Origin of the sequence: Chloroflexus aurantiacus J-10-fl (genome assembly GCF_000018865.1) — a bacterium.
In the GTDB taxonomy this organism is placed as follows: domain Bacteria; phylum Chloroflexota; class Chloroflexia; order Chloroflexales; family Chloroflexaceae; genus Chloroflexus; species Chloroflexus aurantiacus.
Genome location: NC_010175.1, coordinates 1428235 through 1450798, shown reverse-complemented (window position 1 = coordinate 1450798; position 22564 = coordinate 1428235). Strand labels below are relative to the sequence as shown.

Here is a 22564-nt window from a genome sequence, read left to right as displayed (position 1 = left end):
AGAACCATGCGCAAAAGCTGAACAGAGTGCCTGTTGCAACATATTGAAGTGCCTTACTCCACGTGGTTTGATACGCCGCATGCGTAGCCTGACAGCATGAGAAGGCTGTGCTCCCTACCGGTACGGCCAATCGCCCAGCACCCTTGTTAACGCACGCTATACACGTAACAGGTGCTAGGCAAGGCAGTGTTTTAATGCTAGAATAGCATCAATTCTATTCCTGAAATGTCTATTCCTGAAATGCTTTGATTCGCCCCTCATCTTCTTCATCTCACCCTCAGCGTATCAAGAGCATTGCGAGGGGGAGGCACCTCTATGCTATCGTTTGATCGACGACGAATGGCGCTGATTGGTCTCCTGATTGCGCTCCTCATCGGTTTTCCACCAGTCACTGCACAGGCCGGTTTTCGTTTGTACGGCGCCGGTGGCTGTGGTAATCTCGACGAAGCGTTGGCGCGTGCCCAACCAGGTGATGTGGTCGCAGCCATGATTGGCTTTCGCTCCAGTAATAGCATTGCCCCGATTACCCAATCGCTCGTCCTGGAAGGGGGCTGGGTTCCCAACTTCGATGACTCCTCAACGGCACGCTGTGAGGAAAGCGGCAACGACCAGCCGAACTCTTCGACCATGTACAGCCTTGGCTATACCCTTGACCCGGATCAAGGATCGGAACTCAGCCTTGGTTCGGGAAACCATATCTTGCCCTTCAATCTGAATGGTGCGACGGTCGTGCTCAAGAATCTCGATCTGACGAACAGTGTCAATACTGTCGGTGGCGTCGGTATTCAGGGTACGCTGGCGAATGGTGCCCGGATGCGTATAGAGAATCTCGAATTCAACGACAACCTGGTGCAGGGAGGCGTAGCCAATGGCGCGGCTATCAGGCTGGAGCTAACCGGCAATTCGCATCTCACCATCATCAATAGTCGGTTTAATCGAAACCAGGCCGGGAGTGGCGGTGCGATTGAACTTGTGGTACGCGATGGCAGCACCGTTGTGATTGAGAACAGTTCGTTTGCTAACAATGAAGCTCTCAATGGAAGTGGTGGCGCGGTGCGCATCATCATGTATGCCGGTACCGTTGTTCTCCGCTCAAACAGCTTTACCGGTAATGTCGCCACCAATGGCAGCGGCGGTGCCATTCGTATCGAGCGCGCCGCTACTGCCACCGGGTCAACCGTTGTTTTGATCGACGGGAATCAATTCAGTGGCAACAGTGCTGCTTCGGCACCTGACAGCTCATTCAGTGGCGTGAGTGTTATGACACCGCGAGTACGTGTACCGCTCACTCTGCGTCAGACGACTACGACCTATCGAGTACAGCCGCTGAATGTCACCATTAGCGATGCGCAATACCTCTGCACGTTTACCACCAGCGGGTACACACCACAGCTTCCCGGACGCCACATTCACTTTTTCTTTAACACGGTCACCGAGAGCCAGGCCGGTGTACCGGCGAATCCGGCCAACTGGTTTGTCTACGGCAGTTCGGCACCATTCACCGGCTACAATATCAAAGATCGCCCGCCCGGTGCGACTGCCCTCTGTGCGCTGGTTGCCAATGCCGACCACACGGTGATTCCGGGTACCGGAGGGTGCATTCCACTACCGTAGATCATATTCGGCACGACGCCTGGGTATATATGAGGATGAGCCGGGTACGTCTGCTGCGTTACGAGCAGATTGATCCGCCACCAGCCACTTGAGGCGTGGCCGTTCGCCACGCACCAGTCGGTAGGCGGTGGCAAGCGTAAACGGTGCGCGCAAGACGCCAGTTGTCCGATGATAGTAGAGCGGCACCGCAACGGTTGCCTGCATCAGCAACTGCTCGGCAGTGTGGTAAAGCTGCCGACGCTGTGGTAAATCTGTCTGCGCGACTTGCTCAATCAACGCATCATAGGTTGCATCCTGCCAGCCGCCAACGTTCAGTGCGCCCTGTGAATGGAACAGGCCGTGCAAGAGTGGCTGCGGATCGGGATATTCAAATTCCCAGCCTAGCAGAGCCATAGCCAGATCGCCGCTGGCAAGAGCAGCAAAGAGCTGATCGGGTGTGAGATCGTTCCACCGATGCACCGTACATCCGAGGTACTGCTTCCATTGGCTACACAGCCATTCCGGTGTGTGGCGAAAGCCATCAAGCGCGGCTAATGTAAGTTCGGTATGCGTGAGCTGCGCTCGTAGCGTCGGCGTCACCGATACCGGCGGACGCCCAAGCGTAGGTGTGTGACCGGGCATACCCGGTGGGATCAGTCCACCGCTAGCCGGCAACTGATGTCCGGCCCACACCTCTGCCACCAATTGCACCGGATCAATACAGTGAGCGAGCGCCTGTCGCGCACCGGCCTGACTCAGCAGCGGATGCCGACAGTTAAACAGCAGAAAATAGGTGGCAAGTCCAATCAGATCAACCGTGCTCGCAGTCGCCGACACTGCCTGTTGATCCTCGATGCGCAACCAGTCGATCTGACCGGCGGTGAACGCCGGATGGTCGGGGACGGTGTAGACCAGTTCGATGCGCTGAAGGTTCCCCGGTCGATAACCGTGATAGTGAGGATTTTGGGTCAGAGCAAGGGGGTGACCAGCTCGGGTACGGCTGATCCGAAATGGCCCATTACACACCAGCCGATCTGGGTGTGCCCACGTCGCTCCGTAGCGAGCGATGGCATGGCGCGGTAGCGGCATACACACCGGATGGGTCAGAATGTACGGTAACTGCGGTGTCGGCGTGTGCAACGTTACCTGTACGGTGTGATCATCGAGGGCGCTCGCCTGCAACGAGGCCGGGTCGGCGCCCTGAGCTACCGCTTCAGCACCGGCAATCACAAAAAGAATATGCGCCTGCGCCGATCCGGTCGTTGGTGCGAGGTTGCGTTGCCAGGCAAAGACGACATCGTGCGCGGTAAGCGGCACTCCATCGCTCCACAATGCCTGCGGACGCAGATGAAATGTGTAGCGTTTACCACTACTATCGACCTTCCAGCGTGTAGCCAGTGCCGGAATGACGTTGAGATCGAGATCGAGTTCGACCAATCCCTCGAACAGATCGCGCACCAGCTCTTGATCGCCACTCGTGGTGATCAAACCAGGATCGAGGGTGGTTGGGCCGTGCGGGTAAACACCCAGGCGGAAGGGGGTACGCACCGTCAGGCGACGTTGCGAGCGTGTTGCCGGGAACGTGGCAAAAGCCTGTTCGTAGAACTGCTGGGCAGCCTGATAGTCGCCGCTATCCATTGACGCCTGCGCCAGCTTGAGCAACACACTCGCACGCCGCTCATCACTAATCCCTGCCCGCTCAAGCAGGCTCAATGATCGCCGGTAGCCATCACACGCATCGGTACTGGCTGCGATCAGCCGGGCATTATCGGCGGCCTGAGCATACCAGTACGCTGCCGGGATAAAGGCTTCTGCCCGTTCATAATGATCGGCCAACACCCCGGCCCGCTCGGCCAGCCGACCCTGTTCCTGTTCAACCAGAATCTGCGCCACCGCCAGATGGCGATCTCGCCGATGAGCAAACAGGAGCGCACTATATGCGCTCTCCTGAATCAGACCATGGCGAAACTGGTACTCACGTTCAGAACGGAGCAGAAAACCGCGTTCAACCAGCTCCTGCAAATCACGTTCACAATCTGGATGACCACTCAAGCGGGCCAGGATCATCGGATCAAATCGCCGCCCCAACACCGACGCCTGCTGCAACGTCTGGCGTAACCCAGACGGTAGCTGATCAATCTGCGCGAGCAGCAATCCCTGCACGGTATCGGGCAGCGTCTCCAGGGCGGCACCCATTGCGGCAGCACGTGCCAGCTCGACCAGGAAGAGCGGACTCCCACCGCCACGTTCAACCAGTACTGCCTGTTGATCTGGTGTGGTCGTTGGCGCAATTGCCCGCACCAGCTCGTAGGCCGCTTCTGAAGATAGAGGCTGCAATTCAATCGTGTGGGTAATGTCAGCGCGGGCAAATGACGAGATATGATCAAATGAGCGGCTTACCAGAATGATCAGCAATGGTTGGCGGGGCGTGAGCGAGACGAGATGCTGAACAACCGCCAGCGATGTTGCATCAGCCCACTGCACATCATCTAACGCAATTACCAGCGGTTCAGTCGTTGTGATGGCGGTCATTAATTGCTCGCAGATGGTGAGAAGTTGCCAGCGCACACCATCACCACCAATAATTGCCAGTTGTTGCATCTGAGCCGGGGTCAGCGCAACACCGAGAACGCTGGCCAGGATCAGCGCAGCATCGGGGGCATGGATGCCGGGCAATGGTTGCAGCGCTCTCACCAATGCGGAGAAATCGGCCAGATCAGGCAAACGGATCAACAAACGGATCATCTGCCCAATCAGCGCACCACTTTGGAGCCGGTCGTAAGGAGCGGCAGTTGCCTGTATCCACCGCACCGGTGACCTGCTCAGCGCATGCAAGAGATGGGTCTTCCCCATACCCATCTCGCCGACCACCAGAACACTGCCCCCGTATCCCTGCCGGAGTCGTTCAATATGCTGGCGGAGCAGCGCCAGTTCGCTCGTCCGCCCGTACACTGTCGTATCTGGTGATTGTTCGGATAACATTGCCACGCCGGTTAATGCGCTCAAGGCCACCGGTTCCGCTTTGCCCTTGAGCTTAACGGTGCCGAGCATCTGCGTGACGAAGCGATTGCCCAGACGAACGGCCAGTGTTGGATCAATGACGATCTGACCGGGGGCAGCCTGTTGCATAAGGCGCGCCGAGAGATTGATCGTATCCCCCATCACAGTGTACTCGCACCGGGTCGGCGAACCCACCGGGCCGGCAAAGACCCGACCGGTAGCCATCCCGATCTGCTGCTCGCGAATGAACGGCAAGCGTTCGCCGGCGTGCAATAATTCAAGCACAGATAACGCCGCCCGCTGTTCGCACGACTCAAGCGCACGCGGTGCACCGTAGATAAGATGCAGGACACTCCCCTTATCGCCGGTAATCAATCGATTCACCCGGCCACCATAGCGCGCAGCAATCTGCTGGACGGTACTGAAGTAGCGCTCCAACTGGTGCGCAGCCGACGCATCTTCATACGTAATACCGGTAAAGCGCACAAAGACACTCACCACCGGCTTTAACTCTGCCGGATGCATCTGCCCGCTGAGCGCCGCCTCAGCCACTTCCGGTGGCACAAATGGACGTAAACGCTCGGCTGCCGTGCCCGTTTGAAGGTGCAACAGGCGACGGCGACGCGGTGGGTCGGGTAAGGGAGCCAGCACGGCATACCGATCACGCCACTCAGTGATGACAAGACCGCTCAGCGGAACCAATTCCGGATCAAGCAGCACTTCGCCGGCCTGAGCGTGATGCTCGGCTGCCGCCATGCGATCCAGCGTCGCCCCGCCAATCACATCCTCGTAGCCATACGCCGGATCGCCCAACCGTATGCGCAAAACCGGCCCATACGCCATCCCGATCTTCATCGTCAGCGTAAATACCCCTGCCGGGGTCGTGATACGCCCGTGGCGTTTAATGACGGCCTGCATGGCATGCGCAGCCGTAACCGCAGAGCGGAGCAGGGTAGCCCGTCTGCCAGAGGGGCGGCGCGGAAAAAAGACGATGAGAGCATCACCGGCAAATTTAATCACGTGACCGCCATAGGCGCCTGCGGCATCAATTAATGGCGCAAAGACACCATTCAGCGCCCGCGTCAGCTCCTCGGCCCCACGATCCGGCGCCAGCACCTGGGCCAGCCCTTCAGTGAGCGGTGTAAACCCGGAGATGTCGGCAATCAGCGCCACCCCATCTGTCGCCAGTGGCGCGCCATTCAGCTCACAGGCCACCCTATCGGCGGCCACGTATGCCATCAACCCACTATCCTGCATCATAGCGCTGTTCCTGTAAGTGGTGATTACATTCAGTATAGGGGAAATGGCTACGCGGCGCTACTGAATTATGGTACGTGGATAGGGAACGCAGGCACTTATGGCATATAGATCGCCAGGCGCAGGTATGTGCTACCCGCACAGTCGATGATGGTGTCACCCAGGTCAACCCTGTCAACGAACCAACGTCAATCCCAGCTTGCGTAACAGCAGCTCAGCCAGCTCACAGGCATACGCATCGGCGAGGAACCAGCCATCAGGATGTGATTGAGCAATTTGATGCAGCACCCGGCGATAGGGCGCTGGCAGTGGCAGTTCGGGCAACAGCCAGCCACTGCCAATTGGCGAGAGTGTCAACCGCGGCTCAGGCATTAATAACGCATAAGCCGTTAACAGCGCTTCATCATCAGGCACGGTCTGCCATCCGGTTGCCGTGACCCGCACATAGTCTGCCGGGCCGCGCCCGCGCCGACGGCGCACAATCTGCCCTTCAGGGAGGGTTACGGTGTTGTCGGCGGCTGGTTGAATGGTGCGCCAGCCATGGGGCGCAGCCAGATCGAGGATACTAAACTGTTGCTTTTCCTGCACCGGAATCGTGCGCAGTCTACCGGGAACTACTGATGGCGGAGCCGGCAGCGCCGCAATCCGGTCGGCAATCGTCAGAGTTACGAAACTACGCTGCGCCAGGCGGGCAAGCAAACCTTCCCGCCGCCAACTGGTCAGCCGAAAATGAAACCCTTCCCGTTCGCCTTCACCGCGCAACACGGGGCCAAGTGCCGGATTGTGGATGAGAAACAGGTTGGGCTGAATCTCTTCAAAATCGGCGGGCGCACCGGGGCGACGACGAGAAACCATAATGCAATACACCTATCAACACTACCAGGAACTGTGTCTTGTCCCAGCGTTACGCAGCGCGGGATGTCACGACAACCCAAAGCGCTGGAGAGTTGGGGCAGTATAGGCGTGGCAGATCGCAATCGCCAGCGCATCGGCAGCGTCATCGGGGCGGGGTATCGTGGCCAGACCGAGCGTCAGGCGCACCATCTCCTGCATCTGCCGCTTATCGGCGCCACCGTAGCCTGCCACTGCCTGCTTCACCGCCAGCGGCTTATACTCGTGAACAGGAATACCGGCCTGCGCGAGCGCCAGTAAGGCCACCCCGCGCGCCTGACCAACCGTCAGTGCGGTATTGACATTCTTCCCGAAAAACAGCTCCTCGACCGCAGCAGTATCCGGGCGCAAGCGCTCAATAATCGCACGGAGGCCATTGTAGAGCTGCAAGAGCCGTTCAGGGTGGGGCATACCGGCAGGCGTCGTCAAGGCACCAACATCGATCAGGCGCAAATGACCATTGTTGAACTCAACGATGCCCCAGCCCATCGTAGCCGTACCGGGGTCGATACCAAGCGCACGCACAGCTTGTTCCTGTTCAACGCCAGCCAGCTACGCATCGAAGCGCGCAACCAGTTCGGCGGTAATATCGAGGTTCGAGTACACCTTCTGCACGTCGTCGAGATCTTCGAGCTTCTCGATCAGGCGCAGCGCAGCCAGTGCGTCTTTCTCGTCGGGCTGAATAAGCGTCTTGGCGCGCATAATCTTCTCGGCATTCGCTACCGGCACACCCTGATCGAGCAACGCCTGCCGAATCGCATTCAGTTGCGTCCAGTCACAATAAATCTCAAGCGTCTCATCATCGACGACTACGTCATCAGCCCCGGCATCGATTGCCATCAGTTGCAGTTCATCGGGGTCATGTTTGACGGCACTGAGGTCAATGGTGATCAGTCCCTTCTGCTCAAACATCCAGGACACAGAACCGGGTTCACCAGGGTTACCGCCATTCTTGTTAAACGTGGCCCGAACTTCCGAGTTGGTACGGTTGCGGTTGTCGGTTGCCGCTTCGATCAGAATCGCAACCCCTCCAGGGCCATACCCCTCGTAGAAAATCTCTTCCAGCGCAGCTTCGTTCGATTTGCCCAGACCGCGATCAATGGCGCGCTGAATGTTCTCATTCGGCATATTATTGGCACGCGCTTTTTCTATCGCCAGGCGCAGGCGAAAGTTCAGATCGGGGTCGCCACTGCCACCTTCGCGAGTAGCAATAGTTATATCACGCGCCAGTTTGGTAAAAAGCTGCCCACGTCGCTGATCATTAACGCCTTTTGTGCGACGAATGGTATGCCATTTCGAATGGCCTGACATACGATCCAGCCTCCTTTGATGTAGAAGGTTATACTGAACCAATTATAGCATGCCTGGTCGAGGGGCTTGCATTGATCGCTACAATACGTTTATCGAGACGTTTATACAGGTATAGCATTCAGTACCAGTCGGCAGGAGGAGCGTATGAAGAAGATAGTACCAACGGAGCGAGTACGGTGTCTACCCAACGACATCTACGTCGTCACGACCACTGCCGGCGATATCCAGGTCAACAGTCCACCGGAGAGTCTGAAATTCCTGCTCGCGCACGGCTTAACGCCACCGCAATATGTTCTGCTACCGCCTGATGCTCCGACCGGGAGTGAACCGGGTTCGCATGGCTTTGTGCGACGCGGGATCAATTATGCCAGCGTCGAGTTTCTGATCTATGCCAGTTTCTTCGGTCGACAACAGCGGATTACATTAATCACGCCCACGGAAGCCCAGGCTCAACGACTACGCATCCTGTTACAAGAGACGATCAACGGCCCTTCAGCACCGGAAGACTGGCCGGGAAGCTGGTTGAAAGAGGAATGTGCGACGGTAGCTTTCTTTCCGCCACTTGGCCGCGCACCGACCGTTGACGATATGGTCACCATTGTGGCGCTGGAAACCGGTGGCGGCAACCTCGGCGAGGTACAGATCACGTATCACGACGATGCTTTTCATTTTACCGAACATGGGGTTGACATTGCACGCATTCCGGCGACGATTACCGGCATTGCCCAGCCACTGACGGTGGCCCCACCACGTCCGCTCGTGCGCCAGATGATCACACTCCAATTCATCGGGGGGAGTGATGGTTTTGATCCGACCGGCATCACAACCTGCTTTCTCGCCTATTTTTGCAACAATCAACCCCTCTTGTTTGATGCCGCGGCCTATCTGAATGTGCGACTGGCCCATCTTGGTCTCTCTCCACGGCAAATCGACCTGGTAGTCATCTCGCACCTCCATGAAGACCACATTGCCGGTCTACCTGAATTGATTCTCACTGGTGGTAAACGGGTGCAACTGGTGACGGCCCAGCCGATCTATCGCTCGTTGCTGCGCGTTTTGGGTGTCATGCTCGATCTTCCCCCGGCAACAGTTGCCGAACTGTTTGACTTCTACCCGCTTGATCCTGGGCAACCACTCGACCTGCATGGCTATCACTTTACGGCAACCTATGCAGTTCATTCAGTGCCCACCATTGCGGTGCGGGTGAACGGTGTTGGTTATTCAGGTGATATGCGGTACGACGAAGCATGGCTGGAACACCTGCATCAAACCGGACACCTGAGCAGCGAACGGCTTGACGAACTCCGTCAGTTTGCCGATGGGGTCGAAATTCTGGTGCACGATATGGGTGGTGGTGCCATTCATACCACTCCGACTGAACACCTGCTCCGTACCCTTAGCACACGCAGTCGGCGACTGGTACTGGCTCACACCAGCCGTCAGGACTTCACGGTAACCGACGAACTGGCCGACCGGGTGGAAGTTGCCGGGAGCGGTCATATTGTCGGGATAGGTGAAATTGTCTACGACGACGAACAACGTCAACGCTTTGAAACCTTCACCATCTGCCCACTTTTTGCCCGCCTCCCGGTCGCAGAGCGGGTAAACCTGGCAAACCAATGTACTATCGTCTCGTATCCGGCAGGACAGGTGATTGCCCGTGAAGGTGAAGCTTCTGACGGTTGCGCATACGTGATTCACCGCGGAGTCGTGGAGATTATTGTCGGCAACGAATCGGTACGCTTCCTGGGGCGTGGCAATAGTCTGGGTGAACGCGGTGCTTTGATTGGCGAGCCTCGCACCAGTACTATGGTGGCTCATAGTGACGTGCAACTCTTACAAATCACTCCAGATCTGTTTACCAGAGTGGCCGGGCAACTGGGATTGGCAGAGGCTTTTGCCCGCGCTGACTGGCTCTGGCAACAATCAACACTGGGGCAATTGCCCTGGGCTACGCTACTCGATCTGGCACTGGATTTCACGCCGCATACGGTCGCAGCCGGTACGGTACTCTGCCGGCGCGGCGAGATGAGCACAACCGGCTACTTGCTGGTACACGGTCGTGTCCACTATAGCGCCATGCGTGACGGTGAGAGCGAACGAAGTGGTGACTGTTTTGGGATGCGATCTGCCCTGCGTGGCGAACCCTATCGCCTGACCGTGCGCGCACTTAGCGACTGCGTGGTATGGTCGATAGAGGCTTCTTCCCTCCAGCGCTTCTATCTGACGTATCCCGATTTATTTCTCCACTTGCGGGTGATTGGATAACGGCCGGCCAATGGCATCCCGAGAGGTATGCCATATCTGGCAAACTCGACCGGTGATGATCGTGTCTGTCGTGGATACGGTGATCATCTGGCGGGGCAGCACTTGTGGAATAGAAGAGGTTCCCGGCGAGTACTTCTCACCTGCGTTAGAGATACCGGGCTGTAGTAGGGGCGACGCATGCGTCGCCCCTACCCTGACGCCAATTCACCAGCGACTCGCCGCTGATACACCCAACAACGATTCAGCACGCGGCTCATCCCTGAACGATGCACATTGTTGCGCAAGACCTGGCACAAGACACCCTGGCTGTACCCATTTGACAAAGTGCAGTGCTCGTAGTATTATTTTACCTGCGTCGGGGAACCGAGCCATGCCGAAGTGGCGGAACTGGCAGACGCGCTACGTTCAGGGCGTAGTGAGGGTGACCTCGTGTGGGTTCAAATCCCACCTTCGGCACCACGTTGGGGGATAGTTTAAGGGTAGAACACCTGGTTCTGGCCCAGGCGGTTGGGGTTCGAATCCCTGTCCCCCAGCCAAATAAAACGATATAACCCCTTCTTCACAATGGCGTGAAGAAGGGGTTTTTATCTGGCCATCCCGGTACCGGGCATCAAGCTATTTTAACCTGACTTGCCATCTATGATGTGAGCGGGTCACGGAGGCTGCCTGCCTTGATGAGCAGCGCGACGTTGCGTGTACCGCCGTGCAGCGTACCTGCATGAACGACGTAGGGAGCATCGAGTTCCCATCGACGCGCTACGTTACGCCTCACGGCAGCAATTCAGGTTATACCCATCCGCTGTGTCCTCCGTGCCTCTGTGGTGACAAAGGTAGCGACCTGGATTATTTTACAACCCGCGTGCCACACGCAGGACAAAAGATGGCCGTAGCCGGCATCTGAAACCCGCACTGCGGACATATTTTTTGCCCAGCCGTTGGCGCAGGGGCTTCGCTGATCGGCACCGATTGCATCGGTGGCGGTGCGGGCGTTGGTTCGATGTATACCTCATTCTGCGCTTTCTTCAGCTCTTCTTCGCGCACCAGCAAGGTAGAACGCAACTGATCGAGGGCTGCCGCCAGCTCGGCTAATGAAGGTACCTGAATCTGACCGGCCCGCTGCAAATCGTAGGCACGCTGCCCTATCTCCATCAGTTTCTGATCGATCTGGCGACGTAACTCATTAATCTCGGCCTGGAGACGAGTCGTTTTTTGAAATTTCTCGGCCTCGAACTTTGCCCGATCAGTAACCTGGGAAAAGGTTTTCCCCAGTTGATCTAAGATACCCATCGTTCATTCTCCTTCTGTCGAGTATGGTTGTGTTCATTGTAGCATCAGACAAGTTACTTTCTCTAGCTTTGACGAACAAAGGTGGTCGGTGGATGCAGCAGGGTGAGCGGCGTTTGAGACAGGCTGATGAGTAGAGTTCAAATTTGACGATCACCCTGGTACTACCTGTAAGCGTGGAAGTGCAGCACCAGCATTGCTGCTCCTCACCCAGTGGGAGTGGGTTTCGGCGAGGATACCCTTGCCAGGTAGAGGTATCCGTGGCGCGTCGTGTGGAGTGCGGCAGCATGGCTGCCGCGCTAGCCGTGCTCGTGATCCGGTGCGTGGCAGGCCGTTGCCCCGACTCATCACGGGGATGCCGGGTGTGAACGTTACAATCACTGAATGAGATCACTTCAGGAGATGTTTTTTGAAACAGGTTTTAGTCTCTTGATACCTGCGTTGACCCCTTGACACCAAATCTTGCTCAACAATATGCATCGTTCAGGTGTGTCACCGGTAAGGCGGTAGGGGCACGGCATGCCGTGCTCCTACCTCGTCCAGGTGCAGTATCAGGGTCATCATCTGGTGGGGTCATGAAGTCTATCCCTCGTGCGACGCACATACTGGCATGTGGTATAACAATACTGGCTGGTCTTGTAAAGGGATGCTCATTACCTGTGTTGCGCGCCGTAACCACTCATGGTTATGCAGGCTGTACATTTGGCAGCAGCCTCGCCTACAAGGGGAGATGCTGGACGGTGTTGAGTATTGCTCAAATATCAGACAACAGGTAACCCTGCCACAACATGAATTGAGTGGATGTTGATGAACGGGTTGATCGCCGTATACCAACAGCTTGTCCGCTGGTTATTTCACCGCCTGTACAATGAGTTTGCCTGGAGTTATGACGTTGTCGCCTGGGCAGTGTCGGGCGGCTACTGGCAACGCTGGGTACGGGCGGCTGAACCATTTTTGCACGGACGCATTCTTGAGTTGGGATGTGGCCCTGGCTATCTGCAAGCGACTCTCGCGACCCGCCCCGGTGTTGTCGGCCTCGACCTGTCGCCGTCGATGCTTCGACGTGCAGCGCGCTTTGGCCGACGACTGGTACGGGCTGACGCTCGCCGACTACCCTTTGCCGATGCGAGTTTTGACACAGTATGTGCAACCTTCCCGGCAGAATACATTCTCGATCCGGCAACCCAGGCCGAAATTCGGCGCGTTCTCACGCCTGATGGTCATCTGGTGATTGTGGATGGCGGACGACTGGAAGGTGGCTACGGGCGGTTCATCGATGCCATTTACCGCCTGATATGGTTGGGGCGCAAGACAGGGACATTGCCGAAAACGGTACCATTTGGCGATTTTATGCTTCAGGTACAGCGCGTACAGGTGGCAGACAGCAGTGTACTGGTGATGATTGGAAAACCGAATGTTGCCCGATCTGAGTATTGAGCACGACTTGCAAAGGCGTGGCTATGCAAATCTGGCCGGTATTGACGAAGCCGGTCGTGGATGCTGGGCAGGGCCAGTGGTGGCAGCGGCAGTTGTACTCTCTCCAGCGGTCTATCGGCAGCCGGATCTGCTGGCCGGCGTGAACGACTCGAAACAATTGACAGCCGGTGCCCGTGAGCGCATCTACACCAGCATTCAGACCCATGCGCTGGGCGTGGGTGTCGGGATTGTACCGGCATTTCTGATCGATGCGTATGGTATTCTGCCGGCAACCAGACTGGCAATGATCCAGGCCTTGCTGGCGCTGCCGTGTGCAGTTGATGCCTTGATCATTGATGCTGTGCAGTTGCCTGGTATATCCCTGCCGCAGACGGCACTGGTGCGCGGTGATGAACGGTCACTCTCAATTGCGGCTGCATCCATCATTGCCAAAGTTACCCGTGATCGGCTGATGGCAACAGCCGATCACTGCTTTCCACACTACGGTTTTGCACTTCATAAAGGTTATGGCACAGCCGTACACCGACGCGCACTCGCTCAATATGGCCCCTCGCCACTGCATCGGCGTACCTTTCAGCCGGTGATAGAGGCTTTGCTGTCGCTGGAGCAATCATGAACTTGCAAGAACACCTGATCACTTCGACTTTGCTGGCCGTTAGCCTGTACCCTCGCCAACCGCTGGCAGCAGCACTGGTGATCGCCGGTGGTGTTTTGGTCGATCTCGATCATCTGGCCCTCTACATCAGTCGTACCGGCGACTGGAGCATTAGCGGCGCACTTCATTACAACCGCTACCGTCATCGCTTTCCCCAACCCGGCGATAGCCGACCGCGCTACGGCTCACTGCGTTCCCGCCTCCACCATCCGTTGATCGTCCTGCCACCACTCTGGGCACTGGCACAGCGCCTGCCCTGGGTACGGCCGCTGGCCGCAGGCGTAACCCTCCATCTGCTGCTGGATCACATCGCTCTGCCATTTGTCTGGAACATATACCTGCGGGCCGGTGGCCGTTGTGTGCGTTGTGGGAGTCGTCGCAAGGTTAGCGTCTATCTACGACCCGATGACCAGCATCAGCAATGGCAATGGACAGTTCTCTGCCAACGTTGTGCCTATCACACCAAACCGCTCAGAAGTCGGCAATCGGTAAAGGCATCGGTCCGCGATTGAGCAATTCATCATCAGGGAGCAGGGTTTCCTGTCAAAGACGTGGTACACTACATGTACTGCGTAAGCAATTGCATCACGCCGGCCCCATTGTTCAGGTAACGAAGACAGACCGCACGAAAGCCGGCGTAAGCGGAACCACGTGCCAACCGCAAACGACCTGATCTATCCGTCAGACTGTAAGGAGTTGTTGATGGATCCAGATAATGAATTTCTTCCCGAAGACCCTTTGACCGAGCTGAGTCGACTTGCCAGCGAAGCCATTGAAGGCCAGGCAAGGGGAGCGACATCAGCCGAGCGTCGGCGACGTTGTGATCGGGTGCTGGAACTGGAAGCGCAGGGACATATCACTGATGAGCGTGCATACTTTCTGGCCGGCCTGGTCATGATCTGTGGCGAGTCGGTTGCCGATTTTCATCATGCCCATCGCTTCGCGCGGCGTGCCACCGAGTTGGGTGATGAACGAGCCTGGACATTGCGAGCAATGGCGTGGGATCGCCTGCTGATTGAACTGGGCCGACCACAGCACTTTGGGACGCAGATCATTCGGATCGGTGGCCGCTGGTCACTCGGCGAGATTAATCCGCGCGTTACCGATTGGGAGCGAGCGCTCTTTGGTGTGCCGCCGCTCTATGTGCAATTGCAACGAGTAGAGGAATTACAGCGCTCTGAGCAGGGTTAGAAGCTGTTGCCTACACGCATACCAGCGTGTGCGCAGGGTCTGATTACCCCCCAACCGTTTCACCGCGTGCTATGCTCCCCATTTCTGCGTAGTCCATTGTGACATAATTGCTGAACAGCATCTTGAACACATATAGCTATAAAGATGCGACGCACCGCTACCGTGCGTCGCATCTTTATATGAGAGTAACGATACCGTAATCTACGCAGATTGTACGTTGAATCTAGCTTATCATATATTTCTCATTGCCGTATCAGGTTTTTCATAAAAAACATTATCGGGGGGGTGTACATGAAAAACTTTTCATTACGATCCGTCTTTGCTGTCGGATTCAGTGCATTCATTGCTCTCGTCCTCATCTTCTTCGCGTATGGTGCTGCCGCTTCACGGGCACGAGTCGAAATCTTCACACCGCAAGGTTTTGCCTCATGCGCAACCACGGGTGCTCCGGCACCGGCCATCTTCCAAACCCAAACCCTGCTGGCCCACTTCGATTATTATCGCGTCCTTGAGCCACCATTCGGCCCTGAACCTGTCGAAGTCGATGTCACCTTTCCTGACGGACGGGTTTTTACGCTGGGGGCGAGTCAATTGCTTGATGGCGTGATCGATATGCCGACCAACGTCCAGTTTGCACGCTTCAGCAATAATGACGGTCAGCTCTCGCTCAACATTACGATACCGGGTACATGGCCCTACGGTTGCTACCGACTGACCGGACGCGGTCTGAGTAGTGGTGGCGCCAATACCGCCTCAGCGTTCTTTGTCGTGATTCCCGGTGGCCGACCAGGGCCAACCGGAAATGTGGAGTTACGCACAACGTTGAACGGACAGGACACCAGTGTTATTCAACAGGGACAAATTCTCGAAATCGACGGCCGTGGGTTCATCGGTGGTGAGTTTGTCTCATTCTGGCTCACGGCCCCCGATGGCACCGTTATCGATTTTCCGCCCGGCCAGCAGGTCGTGCAGACAACACCTTCCGGCGCCGTCGCCACATCATTCCAGTTTGAGGGCAAGAATCCGGTTGGCCGCTATACCGTGACTGCCCTCGGCAACACCAGCGGTTTTCGCGCCTTTGCCCACTTTGAACTGCGCTCCCGACCGGTCACACAACGCGGCCCGGCCCGGCTATCGGTCGTGGTGCCATTTGGTGCCGAAGCCCCGCAGCGCTCGATCTTCTACGCGAACGGCGACCTTTTCTTCCCAGGTGAGCGCGTAGACATCTGGCTGACGATGCCGGATGGATCGGTGCGCGGTTTCCCCTCGACCTTTGCTGACCCTGTAGCCGGTCAATTTACGGTCGAACTGTTCCTCGATGAACGGCTACCGGTTGGATTCTACCAACTGACCGCGCAAGGGGCAGTGAGTCAGCAACTGGTGATTGCTACCTTTACCCTGACCCAAACGACTGACACAATTGTCAATCCGCAACCGGTACCCCAGATCGGGTTAGACAACAATCCAGTTACGCCGCCCAATATCTCTTTCAATGATCCCGATCCGACGAATATTAACGAATACGGCAATCCCGACGAGTAGTGGCTGGATCGCATGCCCGATCACCGCAAACGTGTAAACAGCCATCGTTGTGCGACTGTGAAGAGTGGGCAGAGGAATTCCCTCTGCCCACTACTATGCATTAAACCCGAAAACGGTCTCAACGTGTTACTTACCAGATCGGGGAAGCTATTCGCTGACGGTGGGTGAAACACTTAACCCAAGCAACCGGTACACTTCTTGCAAACGGGCGAATTGTGCTTCGAGATCGGTAAGCGCCTGAAGGTCACCGGCACGTGCGCGTTCAAATGCAGTGCGAGCCTGGGTTTCGATCTCGCCTAACAGCTTTACACTGCGTTTACGCCGGGTTTCAAGGTCGGCGGCGTAGATTGCCAGTGAGATGTGACACGCGACCAGTTCCAGCAGATTGAGATGGGAACTATCGAAACGGCGACTATGGGTTGTCGTCACCGTAATTGCACCGAGCAGGCGCGTTCCCCAGCGTAGCGGAGCAGCCATCGCACAACGTGTTGGGGCGTCTATTTCGCGCGTCCGTAATGACAGCCAGCGCCGGTCAGCTTCTGTCTCATCGATGATCAGCGGTTGTCCTTCTCGCAACACCAGACCAGCAAAGCCGTGTTCGCGCACCTCACGAGCACGTTCTGGAGTAGTAACGTGACCATTACTGAGCAGCAACATTGGTGATTCTTCATTATCCAGCGGAATCAGCAACAATGATGCTCGCTCACCACCAACCATCGCCGGCACCTGCGTTGCCAGTTGCAAGCCGAGATGGAGCGGATCGGCCGTAGCGCTGACAACCAGCCGGCCAAACTGCAACAATTGGTCGAGGGTGTCGGCGTGGGCACGTGCCTGGTTGAGGTACTGATCGAGTTGCCCCTGAAGTGACGACTGTTCAAGCACCGCGCCAACAATTTGACCGAGCGCCGTGAGCAATTCACGATCATCGCTGTCAAACGGAGGGGTCGCCCGTGTCACTTCGATACGTCCGACAACCCGACGGCCAATCGTAATCGGGCCAACCAACACTGTGGGAGCGTGGGAGCGTAAACTACCGGTGCCGGCGGGAACAATGATCTCGACCTTATCGGCCAGAAGCCACTCACCGCACAGATCGCGCAGCATTGGCAAGGGATCGGACTGGCGAGCAGTTGCGAAAAACGCACCTACCGTCGTTAGGGCATTGCGCAGACGGGCAGCACGCCGCTGAGCAGCGACAAGTTGAGTTGCGACATCGGATGCAGTCACGGCCACTCCTGATCTGGAACAAAGGACTTGATGATCTTCATCCACGATAATACCACGACGCCGGGTGAATGTAGATGACAAACCCGGCGTCGTAGATTACAGTTCAGGCATCAAGAGGTTCAGCCGGGCGATGTTCTTCCATTGTCAAGATGCCACCGCGATGGAAGACCAGTTGACCATTCTCGACATCTACTTCTATCTGATCACCGGCCCGGAACATACCGCGCAGCAGCTCCCGCGAGATCGGGGTTTCGAGGAGGCGCTGGATGGTGCGGCGCAACGGTCGTGCACCAAAGACCGGATTGTACCCCTCTTGCACCAGGTATTCCTTGGCAGCCTGGGTCAAGCTGAGACCAATTTGCTGTTCGCGCAGCCGTTCCACCAGATCGGCGATCTGGAGTTCGACGATCCTGGTCAGATCGTCCATCGAAAGCGGATGGAAGAGAATGATCTCATCGATCCGGTTCAAAAATTCGGGCCGGAAGGTCTGCCGCAGCGCTTCATCGACCTTCTTTCGCGCCTCACGCATATCAATCGTTTTGGCGTTTTTGCCCCCGACATTGAAACCAATCCCGCCGCCTTGCAGATGTTCGGTGCCGGCATTGCTGGTCATGATGATGATGGTATTGCGAAAATCGACCGTGCGTCCTTGACCGTCGGTCAAGCGTCCATCGTCAAGCACCTGCAAGAGGGCATTGAACACATCGCGATGCGCCTTTTCGATCTCATCGAAGAGCACGACCTGGTACGGTCGGCGGCGAATGCTCTCGGTCAACTGACCACCTTCATCATAGCCAACGTAACCGGGTGGCGCACCGATCAGGCGACTGACGGTGTGGCGTTCCTGATACTCACTCATATCGACGCGGGTCATCGCCTCTTCGCTGTCAAACATAAACTCGGCGAGGGCACGCGCCAGCTCAGTTTTGCCAACACCGGTTGGGCCAACAAAGAGGAACGAACCAATCGGGCGCCGTGGATCGCGCAGACCAGAACGGGCACGGCGAATTGCATCGCTCAGGGCGACAATCGCCTCGTGCTGACCGATCACGCGCTCGTGCAATCGCTCTTCCATATGGATGAGCTTCTCGCGTTCGGTTTCGAGCATACGACTGACCGGCACACCCGTCCAGCTTGAGACGATCTGGGCCACATCTTCATCATCGACAACTTCATCGAGGTTGTTGCGTGCCAGCCACTCATTGCGCTCGGCTTCAAACTGGGCCTGGAGGGCAAGGTAGCGGGAGCGGAGCAGGGCAGCCCGCTCGTAATCACGTCGGGCACCGGCCTCTTCCTCTTCGGCCTGAAGTCGCGTCAATTCTTCCTCTTTAGCCTTCAATTCAGGCGGCATCGAGAAGATATCGATGCGCAACTTGGCACTGGCTTCGTCGATCAAATCTATCGCCTTGTCAGGCAGGAAGCGATCATTAATATACCGGCTCGAAAGCTGAACGGCTGCCCGTAGAGCTTCATCGCTGATAGTAAGCTGATGATGCTCCTCGTAGCGCTTGCGCAGGCCGCGCAGCATCTCGACCGTCGTCTCCGGGTCAGGTTCTTCGACGAAAACCGGTGAGAAGCGCCGTTCAAGGGCAGCATCTTTCTCGACATGCTTGCGGTACTCATCGATGGTGGTTGCGCCGATCACCTGAATCTCACCACGCGAGAGGGCCGGTTTCAGCATATTCGAGGCGTCGATGCTACCGGTTGCAGCACCGGCACCGACGACCGTATGCAATTCGTCGATAAAGAGAATAATCCGCCCCTTCGCATTGCGCACCTCGTCCATGACCGCTTTGAGGCGCTCTTCAAACTCACCACGGAACTTAGAACCGGCAACCATCCCGGCCAGATCGAGCGCCAGCAGCTTCCGATCACGTAAGGTCGGTGGTACATCACCCCGCGCAATACGCTGGGCCAATCCCTCGACAATCGCCGTCTTGCCGACGCCGGTTTCGCCGACCAGCACCGGATTATTCTTTGTCCGTCGCGACAAGATGCGAATGACCCGCGTAATTTCGGCTTCACGGCCAATCACCGGATCGAGCTTATCTTCACGGGCCAGCTCGGTTAAATCGACGCTATACTTGCTCAAAATCTCGTAGCGGCTCTCAGCCGACGGGTCATCGCTGCGTTGGCTACCACGAATCTCCATCAACACCTGATAAATCCGCTCCTGATCAATCTGATAACTCTGCAAAATCCGCGCCGATGGGCCATCACGCTCATTGGCCAGTCCGATCAGCAGATGATCAAGGCCAACATACTGGTCTCCCAGGCGGTTAGCCTCTTCCTCTGCCCGCTTGACTAATCGCTGCGTGCGTGGCGTAATATAGACCTGACTGCCCATACCGTATGGGCTGAGAATCTTAGGGAGCTTTTCCAGCTCGCGTTCGACACGTCGTTCCACCTCGTGGGGGTCTACGTTCAACCGCGCCAACGCACGAGCTGCCAGACCATCACGCTGCCGGAGCATCGCCAGAAAGAGATGCTCAACATCGAGCTGTGAATGTTGATGCTCCTGCATAATCTCTTGCGCAATATGGAAGGCATTTTGCGCTTTTTCGGTAAATCGCTCCAGTCTCATCGCAGTCCCTCTATTGTGTCCGCCGGAGGCGGGTTAGCAGATCACAACATTGATCTGCTCTGGTAGTATAGCACAGGAAGTGGTCGAAAACAGGGGTAGACTGTTGGATTTGTGTTAATGGAGATATTATGAAGCGATGGCTATGGCCTTCATCAGCCGACATCTGGTTGATGATCGGTGTGATGTGTATGGGGATAGTCTGCGCCGGTATATCCAGTCTGGTTCCACCGATGGGTATTCTCGATATTGGTACCACGTATGCCCAGCCCTACCTGGAAGGATTTCATGGTCTGGAGCGGAATCCGCAGTTCTCGTATTCTTTTACGAAAGAGCAGGCGATAGTCACATTTCCTGGCATTGGTTCCAGTTGGACAACACTCGTCATGCGTGCAAACGGGTATCGGCCAGAGGGAATTCCACCGGCAGAACTATTTCTGGCAACCAGTGAAACCGAGCCGATTCGGTTGCAACTGCGCAGCGATCCTGCGCGCTACTATCTCCTCTTGCCGCCAGGGGATGATGATTTGCGCATACAATTGACCAGCACGACCTTCACCACACCGACTGATCCCCGACGGCTGGGGGTGGCGATTGACTGGATTGCCGCATATCAATTGGCATACGGCTGGCCGTTTTGGCAGGCATTGTATCTGGCGCTGATCGGTGGTTTGGGCTACTGGTTATTGCGCCGGGTAGCGGTTGAGCGCCAGCCTGCGACGGTTATCACGCTTGCAGCACTCATCACACTGGGTGGCCTGCTGGCATCGTTTCGCATCTGGTGGGCCATCTTTACCCCAATGCTGGTTGGGTTGCTGGTGGGATTACACCTTTGTTTAGGGCCACTCCGGGCTTTCACCCGCTTCGCCTTCGCCCGTGGCGGCGAAACGCTCCCTCAATGGCACGAGACGTGGCTCTGGCGGATTGTGTTGCTGGCGGCATTGATCAAGATCGGTGGCGTGATTTACCCGCAAACAATTGTGTATGATGAACGCTGGCACGTCCCGCGCACTCAAATGGTACTCGATGGCCGGTTTCTGGAGCTGGTGGTACCGAGTCGAGTAACGCTGTTGGGTGATACCGTGGGCTTTGAGGGAGGGCATTTTCCGTATTCACCTCTCTGGTATCTGATTACAGCGCCGTTTGGCCTGATCGGTATTGATCTGGGTCTGGCATCGAACGTTTTGAACACAGCTCTTGACGTATCCCGGAGTCTACTCATCGCCTACATTGCCCTTCGCCTGTTTGGACGTCCGGGGCTGGCCGTAATAGCCGCCGGTTGTTATCATCTGCTGCTGATGCCCTATTTTCTGATTTCGTGGGGCAACTGGCCGACCCAACTGGGACTTTGGGGGACCCTGGTCTTGATTGCGGTTGTGCTGGCTTACGATGATCGACCTGAAGAGCGGCGGGCATTGTGGGGGGTTGCCGCTGCCGCAGCCCTGGCAATGCTGACCTACACTGTTGTGGGGATTATGGCCTTTACAATGATGGGCATCTATGCACTGTTTGAACTGGTTCGTCGCGAAACACTGGCGCGTCATCGGGGCAGGCTGATCTTATTGGGGCTGGCAATTGCCGAGGGAGCGGCATTTCTCATTTACCACATGTGGTATGTACCGGTGATTGTAGCCGAAACTATACCTGCCATCGGTGCAGCGCTCGGTCAGCGGGTGGGTCGCGCCGATGCACCACCGTTACCGACACCACTGATTGATGGCGCTTTTATGCTTAATCATCTGACCTGGCCGGGCATTTTGCTGATCCTCGGCGGTGCGGTGCTGGTCTGGTCGGCAGCGCGTCGCGCCCACGGTCTGCTCATCGGCTGGTGGGCTGTGCTTCTGCTTTACTCACTGGTGAGCTGGAATATTGCCGACATGATTCTGAAGCAGGTCTTCTTTATGTTGCCGCTGGCCGCTCTCTGTATGGCACTGGCCATCGATTGGCTCTGGCGCCAGCATTGGATCGGGAAGACGGCGGTTGTCTTATCATTTGTTTACCTCTCACTGCGACTTGCCGACCGCTGGTATGAATACATTATGGTGAAGCGTCATATTGGGTAACGGTACCGTTCGGTAGGTGGTGGGAGAAAAGAGAAAATAGGAAATAGGAGAGAGGAAATAGGATATACAGCAGGAGGGAGCGCTGGGGGTGAACAAGATACGTCAAGTCCAGGCGAGACGTTGAGCGAGGGCGGGAGTATGGTTCCAGCCCAATCGCCTCGCCGGAATGGAGATTCTTCGATTGGGCAGGTAGACAGTCTGTACCTGCCACGTCGCAGCGATAGGGGCACACGGCTGTGTACTCCTACCGATACATTCAATCTC

15 protein-coding genes and 2 tRNA genes are annotated in these 22564 nt (G+C 56.6%); 10 read left to right on the top strand and 7 right to left on the bottom strand.

The window, feature by feature from the left end:
• Window positions 1–315 precede the first annotated feature (315 nt).
• Window positions 316–1614: a right-handed parallel beta-helix repeat-containing protein gene (locus tag CAUR_RS05490; RefSeq protein WP_012256935.1), complete on the top strand. Its 1299-nt coding sequence runs from the start codon at window positions 316–318 to the stop codon at window positions 1612–1614.
• On the opposite strand, the gene CAUR_RS05485 is transcribed toward CAUR_RS05490, so the two are convergent.
• The 4 genes from CAUR_RS05485 to CAUR_RS05470 all read right to left on the bottom strand — a co-directional run bounded on the left by CAUR_RS05485 (window position 1606) and on the right by CAUR_RS05470 (window position 8052).
• On the bottom strand, window positions 1606–5853 hold the full coding sequence (locus CAUR_RS05485) for an ABC transporter substrate-binding protein (protein ID WP_012256934.1): 4248 nt from the start codon (window positions 5851–5853) through the stop codon (window positions 1606–1608). The genes CAUR_RS05490 and CAUR_RS05485 overlap by 9 nt on opposite strands.
• 171 nt (window positions 5854–6024) lie before the next feature.
• Window positions 6025–6705 (bottom strand): hypothetical protein, encoded by a 681-nt coding sequence (locus tag CAUR_RS05480; RefSeq protein WP_012256933.1) that lies wholly within the window; start codon window positions 6703–6705, stop codon window positions 6025–6027.
• A 66-nt stretch (window positions 6706–6771) separates the two neighbouring features.
• Window positions 6772–7266, bottom strand: a complete 495-nt coding sequence (gene ruvC, locus CAUR_RS05475; RefSeq protein WP_012256932.1) for a crossover junction endodeoxyribonuclease RuvC — start codon at window positions 7264–7266, stop codon at window positions 6772–6774.
• Window positions 7267–7293: 27 nt separating this feature from the next.
• Window positions 7294–8052, bottom strand: a complete 759-nt coding sequence (locus tag CAUR_RS05470; protein WP_012256931.1) for a YebC/PmpR family DNA-binding transcriptional regulator — start codon at window positions 8050–8052, stop codon at window positions 7294–7296.
• 144 nt (window positions 8053–8196) lie between these two features.
• On the opposite strand from CAUR_RS05470, the gene CAUR_RS05465 reads away from it, so the two are divergent.
• The 3 genes from CAUR_RS05465 to CAUR_RS05455 all read left to right on the top strand — a co-directional run bounded on the left by CAUR_RS05465 (window position 8197) and on the right by CAUR_RS05455 (window position 10856).
• A complete protein-coding gene (locus CAUR_RS05465; RefSeq protein WP_012256930.1) occupies window positions 8197–10320 on the top strand; it encodes a cyclic nucleotide-binding domain-containing protein in 2124 nt (707 codons plus the stop codon).
• A gap of 372 nt (window positions 10321–10692) precedes the next feature.
• A tRNA-Leu gene (locus CAUR_RS05460) sits at window positions 10693–10779 on the top strand.
• A gap of 3 nt (window positions 10780–10782) precedes the next feature.
• Window positions 10783–10856, top strand: a tRNA-Gln gene (locus CAUR_RS05455).
• Window positions 10857–11163: 307 nt separating this feature from the next.
• On the opposite strand, the gene CAUR_RS05450 is transcribed toward CAUR_RS05455, so the two are convergent.
• A complete protein-coding gene (locus CAUR_RS05450) occupies window positions 11164–11607 on the bottom strand; it encodes a zinc ribbon domain-containing protein (protein WP_012256929.1) in 444 nt (147 codons plus the stop codon).
• A gap of 804 nt (window positions 11608–12411) precedes the next feature.
• Here CAUR_RS05450 and CAUR_RS05445 point away from each other — a divergent pair.
• From CAUR_RS05445 to CAUR_RS05425, 5 genes are all read left to right on the top strand, one after another.
• Window positions 12412–13041: a class I SAM-dependent methyltransferase gene (locus CAUR_RS05445; RefSeq protein WP_012660596.1), complete on the top strand. Its 630-nt coding sequence runs from the start codon at window positions 12412–12414 to the stop codon at window positions 13039–13041.
• Window positions 13019–13657 (top strand): ribonuclease HII, encoded by a 639-nt coding sequence (locus CAUR_RS05440; RefSeq protein WP_012256927.1) that lies wholly within the window; start codon window positions 13019–13021, stop codon window positions 13655–13657. Before CAUR_RS05445 ends, CAUR_RS05440 begins: the two co-directional genes overlap by 23 nt.
• Window positions 13654–14208, top strand: a complete 555-nt coding sequence (locus CAUR_RS05435) for a hypothetical protein (RefSeq protein WP_012256926.1) — start codon at window positions 13654–13656, stop codon at window positions 14206–14208. The genes CAUR_RS05440 and CAUR_RS05435 overlap by 4 nt, the downstream gene beginning before the upstream one ends.
• A 190-nt stretch (window positions 14209–14398) precedes the next feature.
• Window positions 14399–14887, top strand: a complete 489-nt coding sequence (locus tag CAUR_RS05430; protein ID WP_012256925.1) for a hypothetical protein — start codon at window positions 14399–14401, stop codon at window positions 14885–14887.
• 291 nt (window positions 14888–15178) lie between these two features.
• A complete protein-coding gene (locus tag CAUR_RS05425) occupies window positions 15179–16429 on the top strand; it encodes a hypothetical protein (RefSeq protein ID WP_012256924.1) in 1251 nt (416 codons plus the stop codon).
• Window positions 16430–16576: 147 nt separating this feature from the next.
• Here the strand turns inward: CAUR_RS05425 and CAUR_RS05420 are convergent, their stop codons facing one another.
• Together CAUR_RS05420 and CAUR_RS05415 are read right to left on the bottom strand one after the other, a co-directional pair.
• Window positions 16577–17656: a GAF domain-containing protein gene (locus CAUR_RS05420; protein WP_012256923.1), complete on the bottom strand. Its 1080-nt coding sequence runs from the start codon at window positions 17654–17656 to the stop codon at window positions 16577–16579.
• A gap of 103 nt (window positions 17657–17759) precedes the next feature.
• Window positions 17760–20240 carry an ATP-dependent Clp protease ATP-binding subunit gene (locus tag CAUR_RS05415; protein WP_012256922.1) on the bottom strand — a complete coding sequence of 827 codons (2481 nt, stop codon included), beginning with the start codon at window positions 20238–20240 and terminating at the stop codon, window positions 17760–17762.
• Window positions 20241–20368: 128 nt separating this feature from the next.
• Here CAUR_RS05415 and CAUR_RS05410 point away from each other — a divergent pair, with 128 nt between their 5' ends.
• On the top strand, window positions 20369–22300 hold the full coding sequence (locus CAUR_RS05410; RefSeq protein ID WP_012256921.1) for a hypothetical protein: 1932 nt from the start codon (window positions 20369–20371) through the stop codon (window positions 22298–22300).
• Window positions 22301–22564 lie beyond the last annotated feature (264 nt).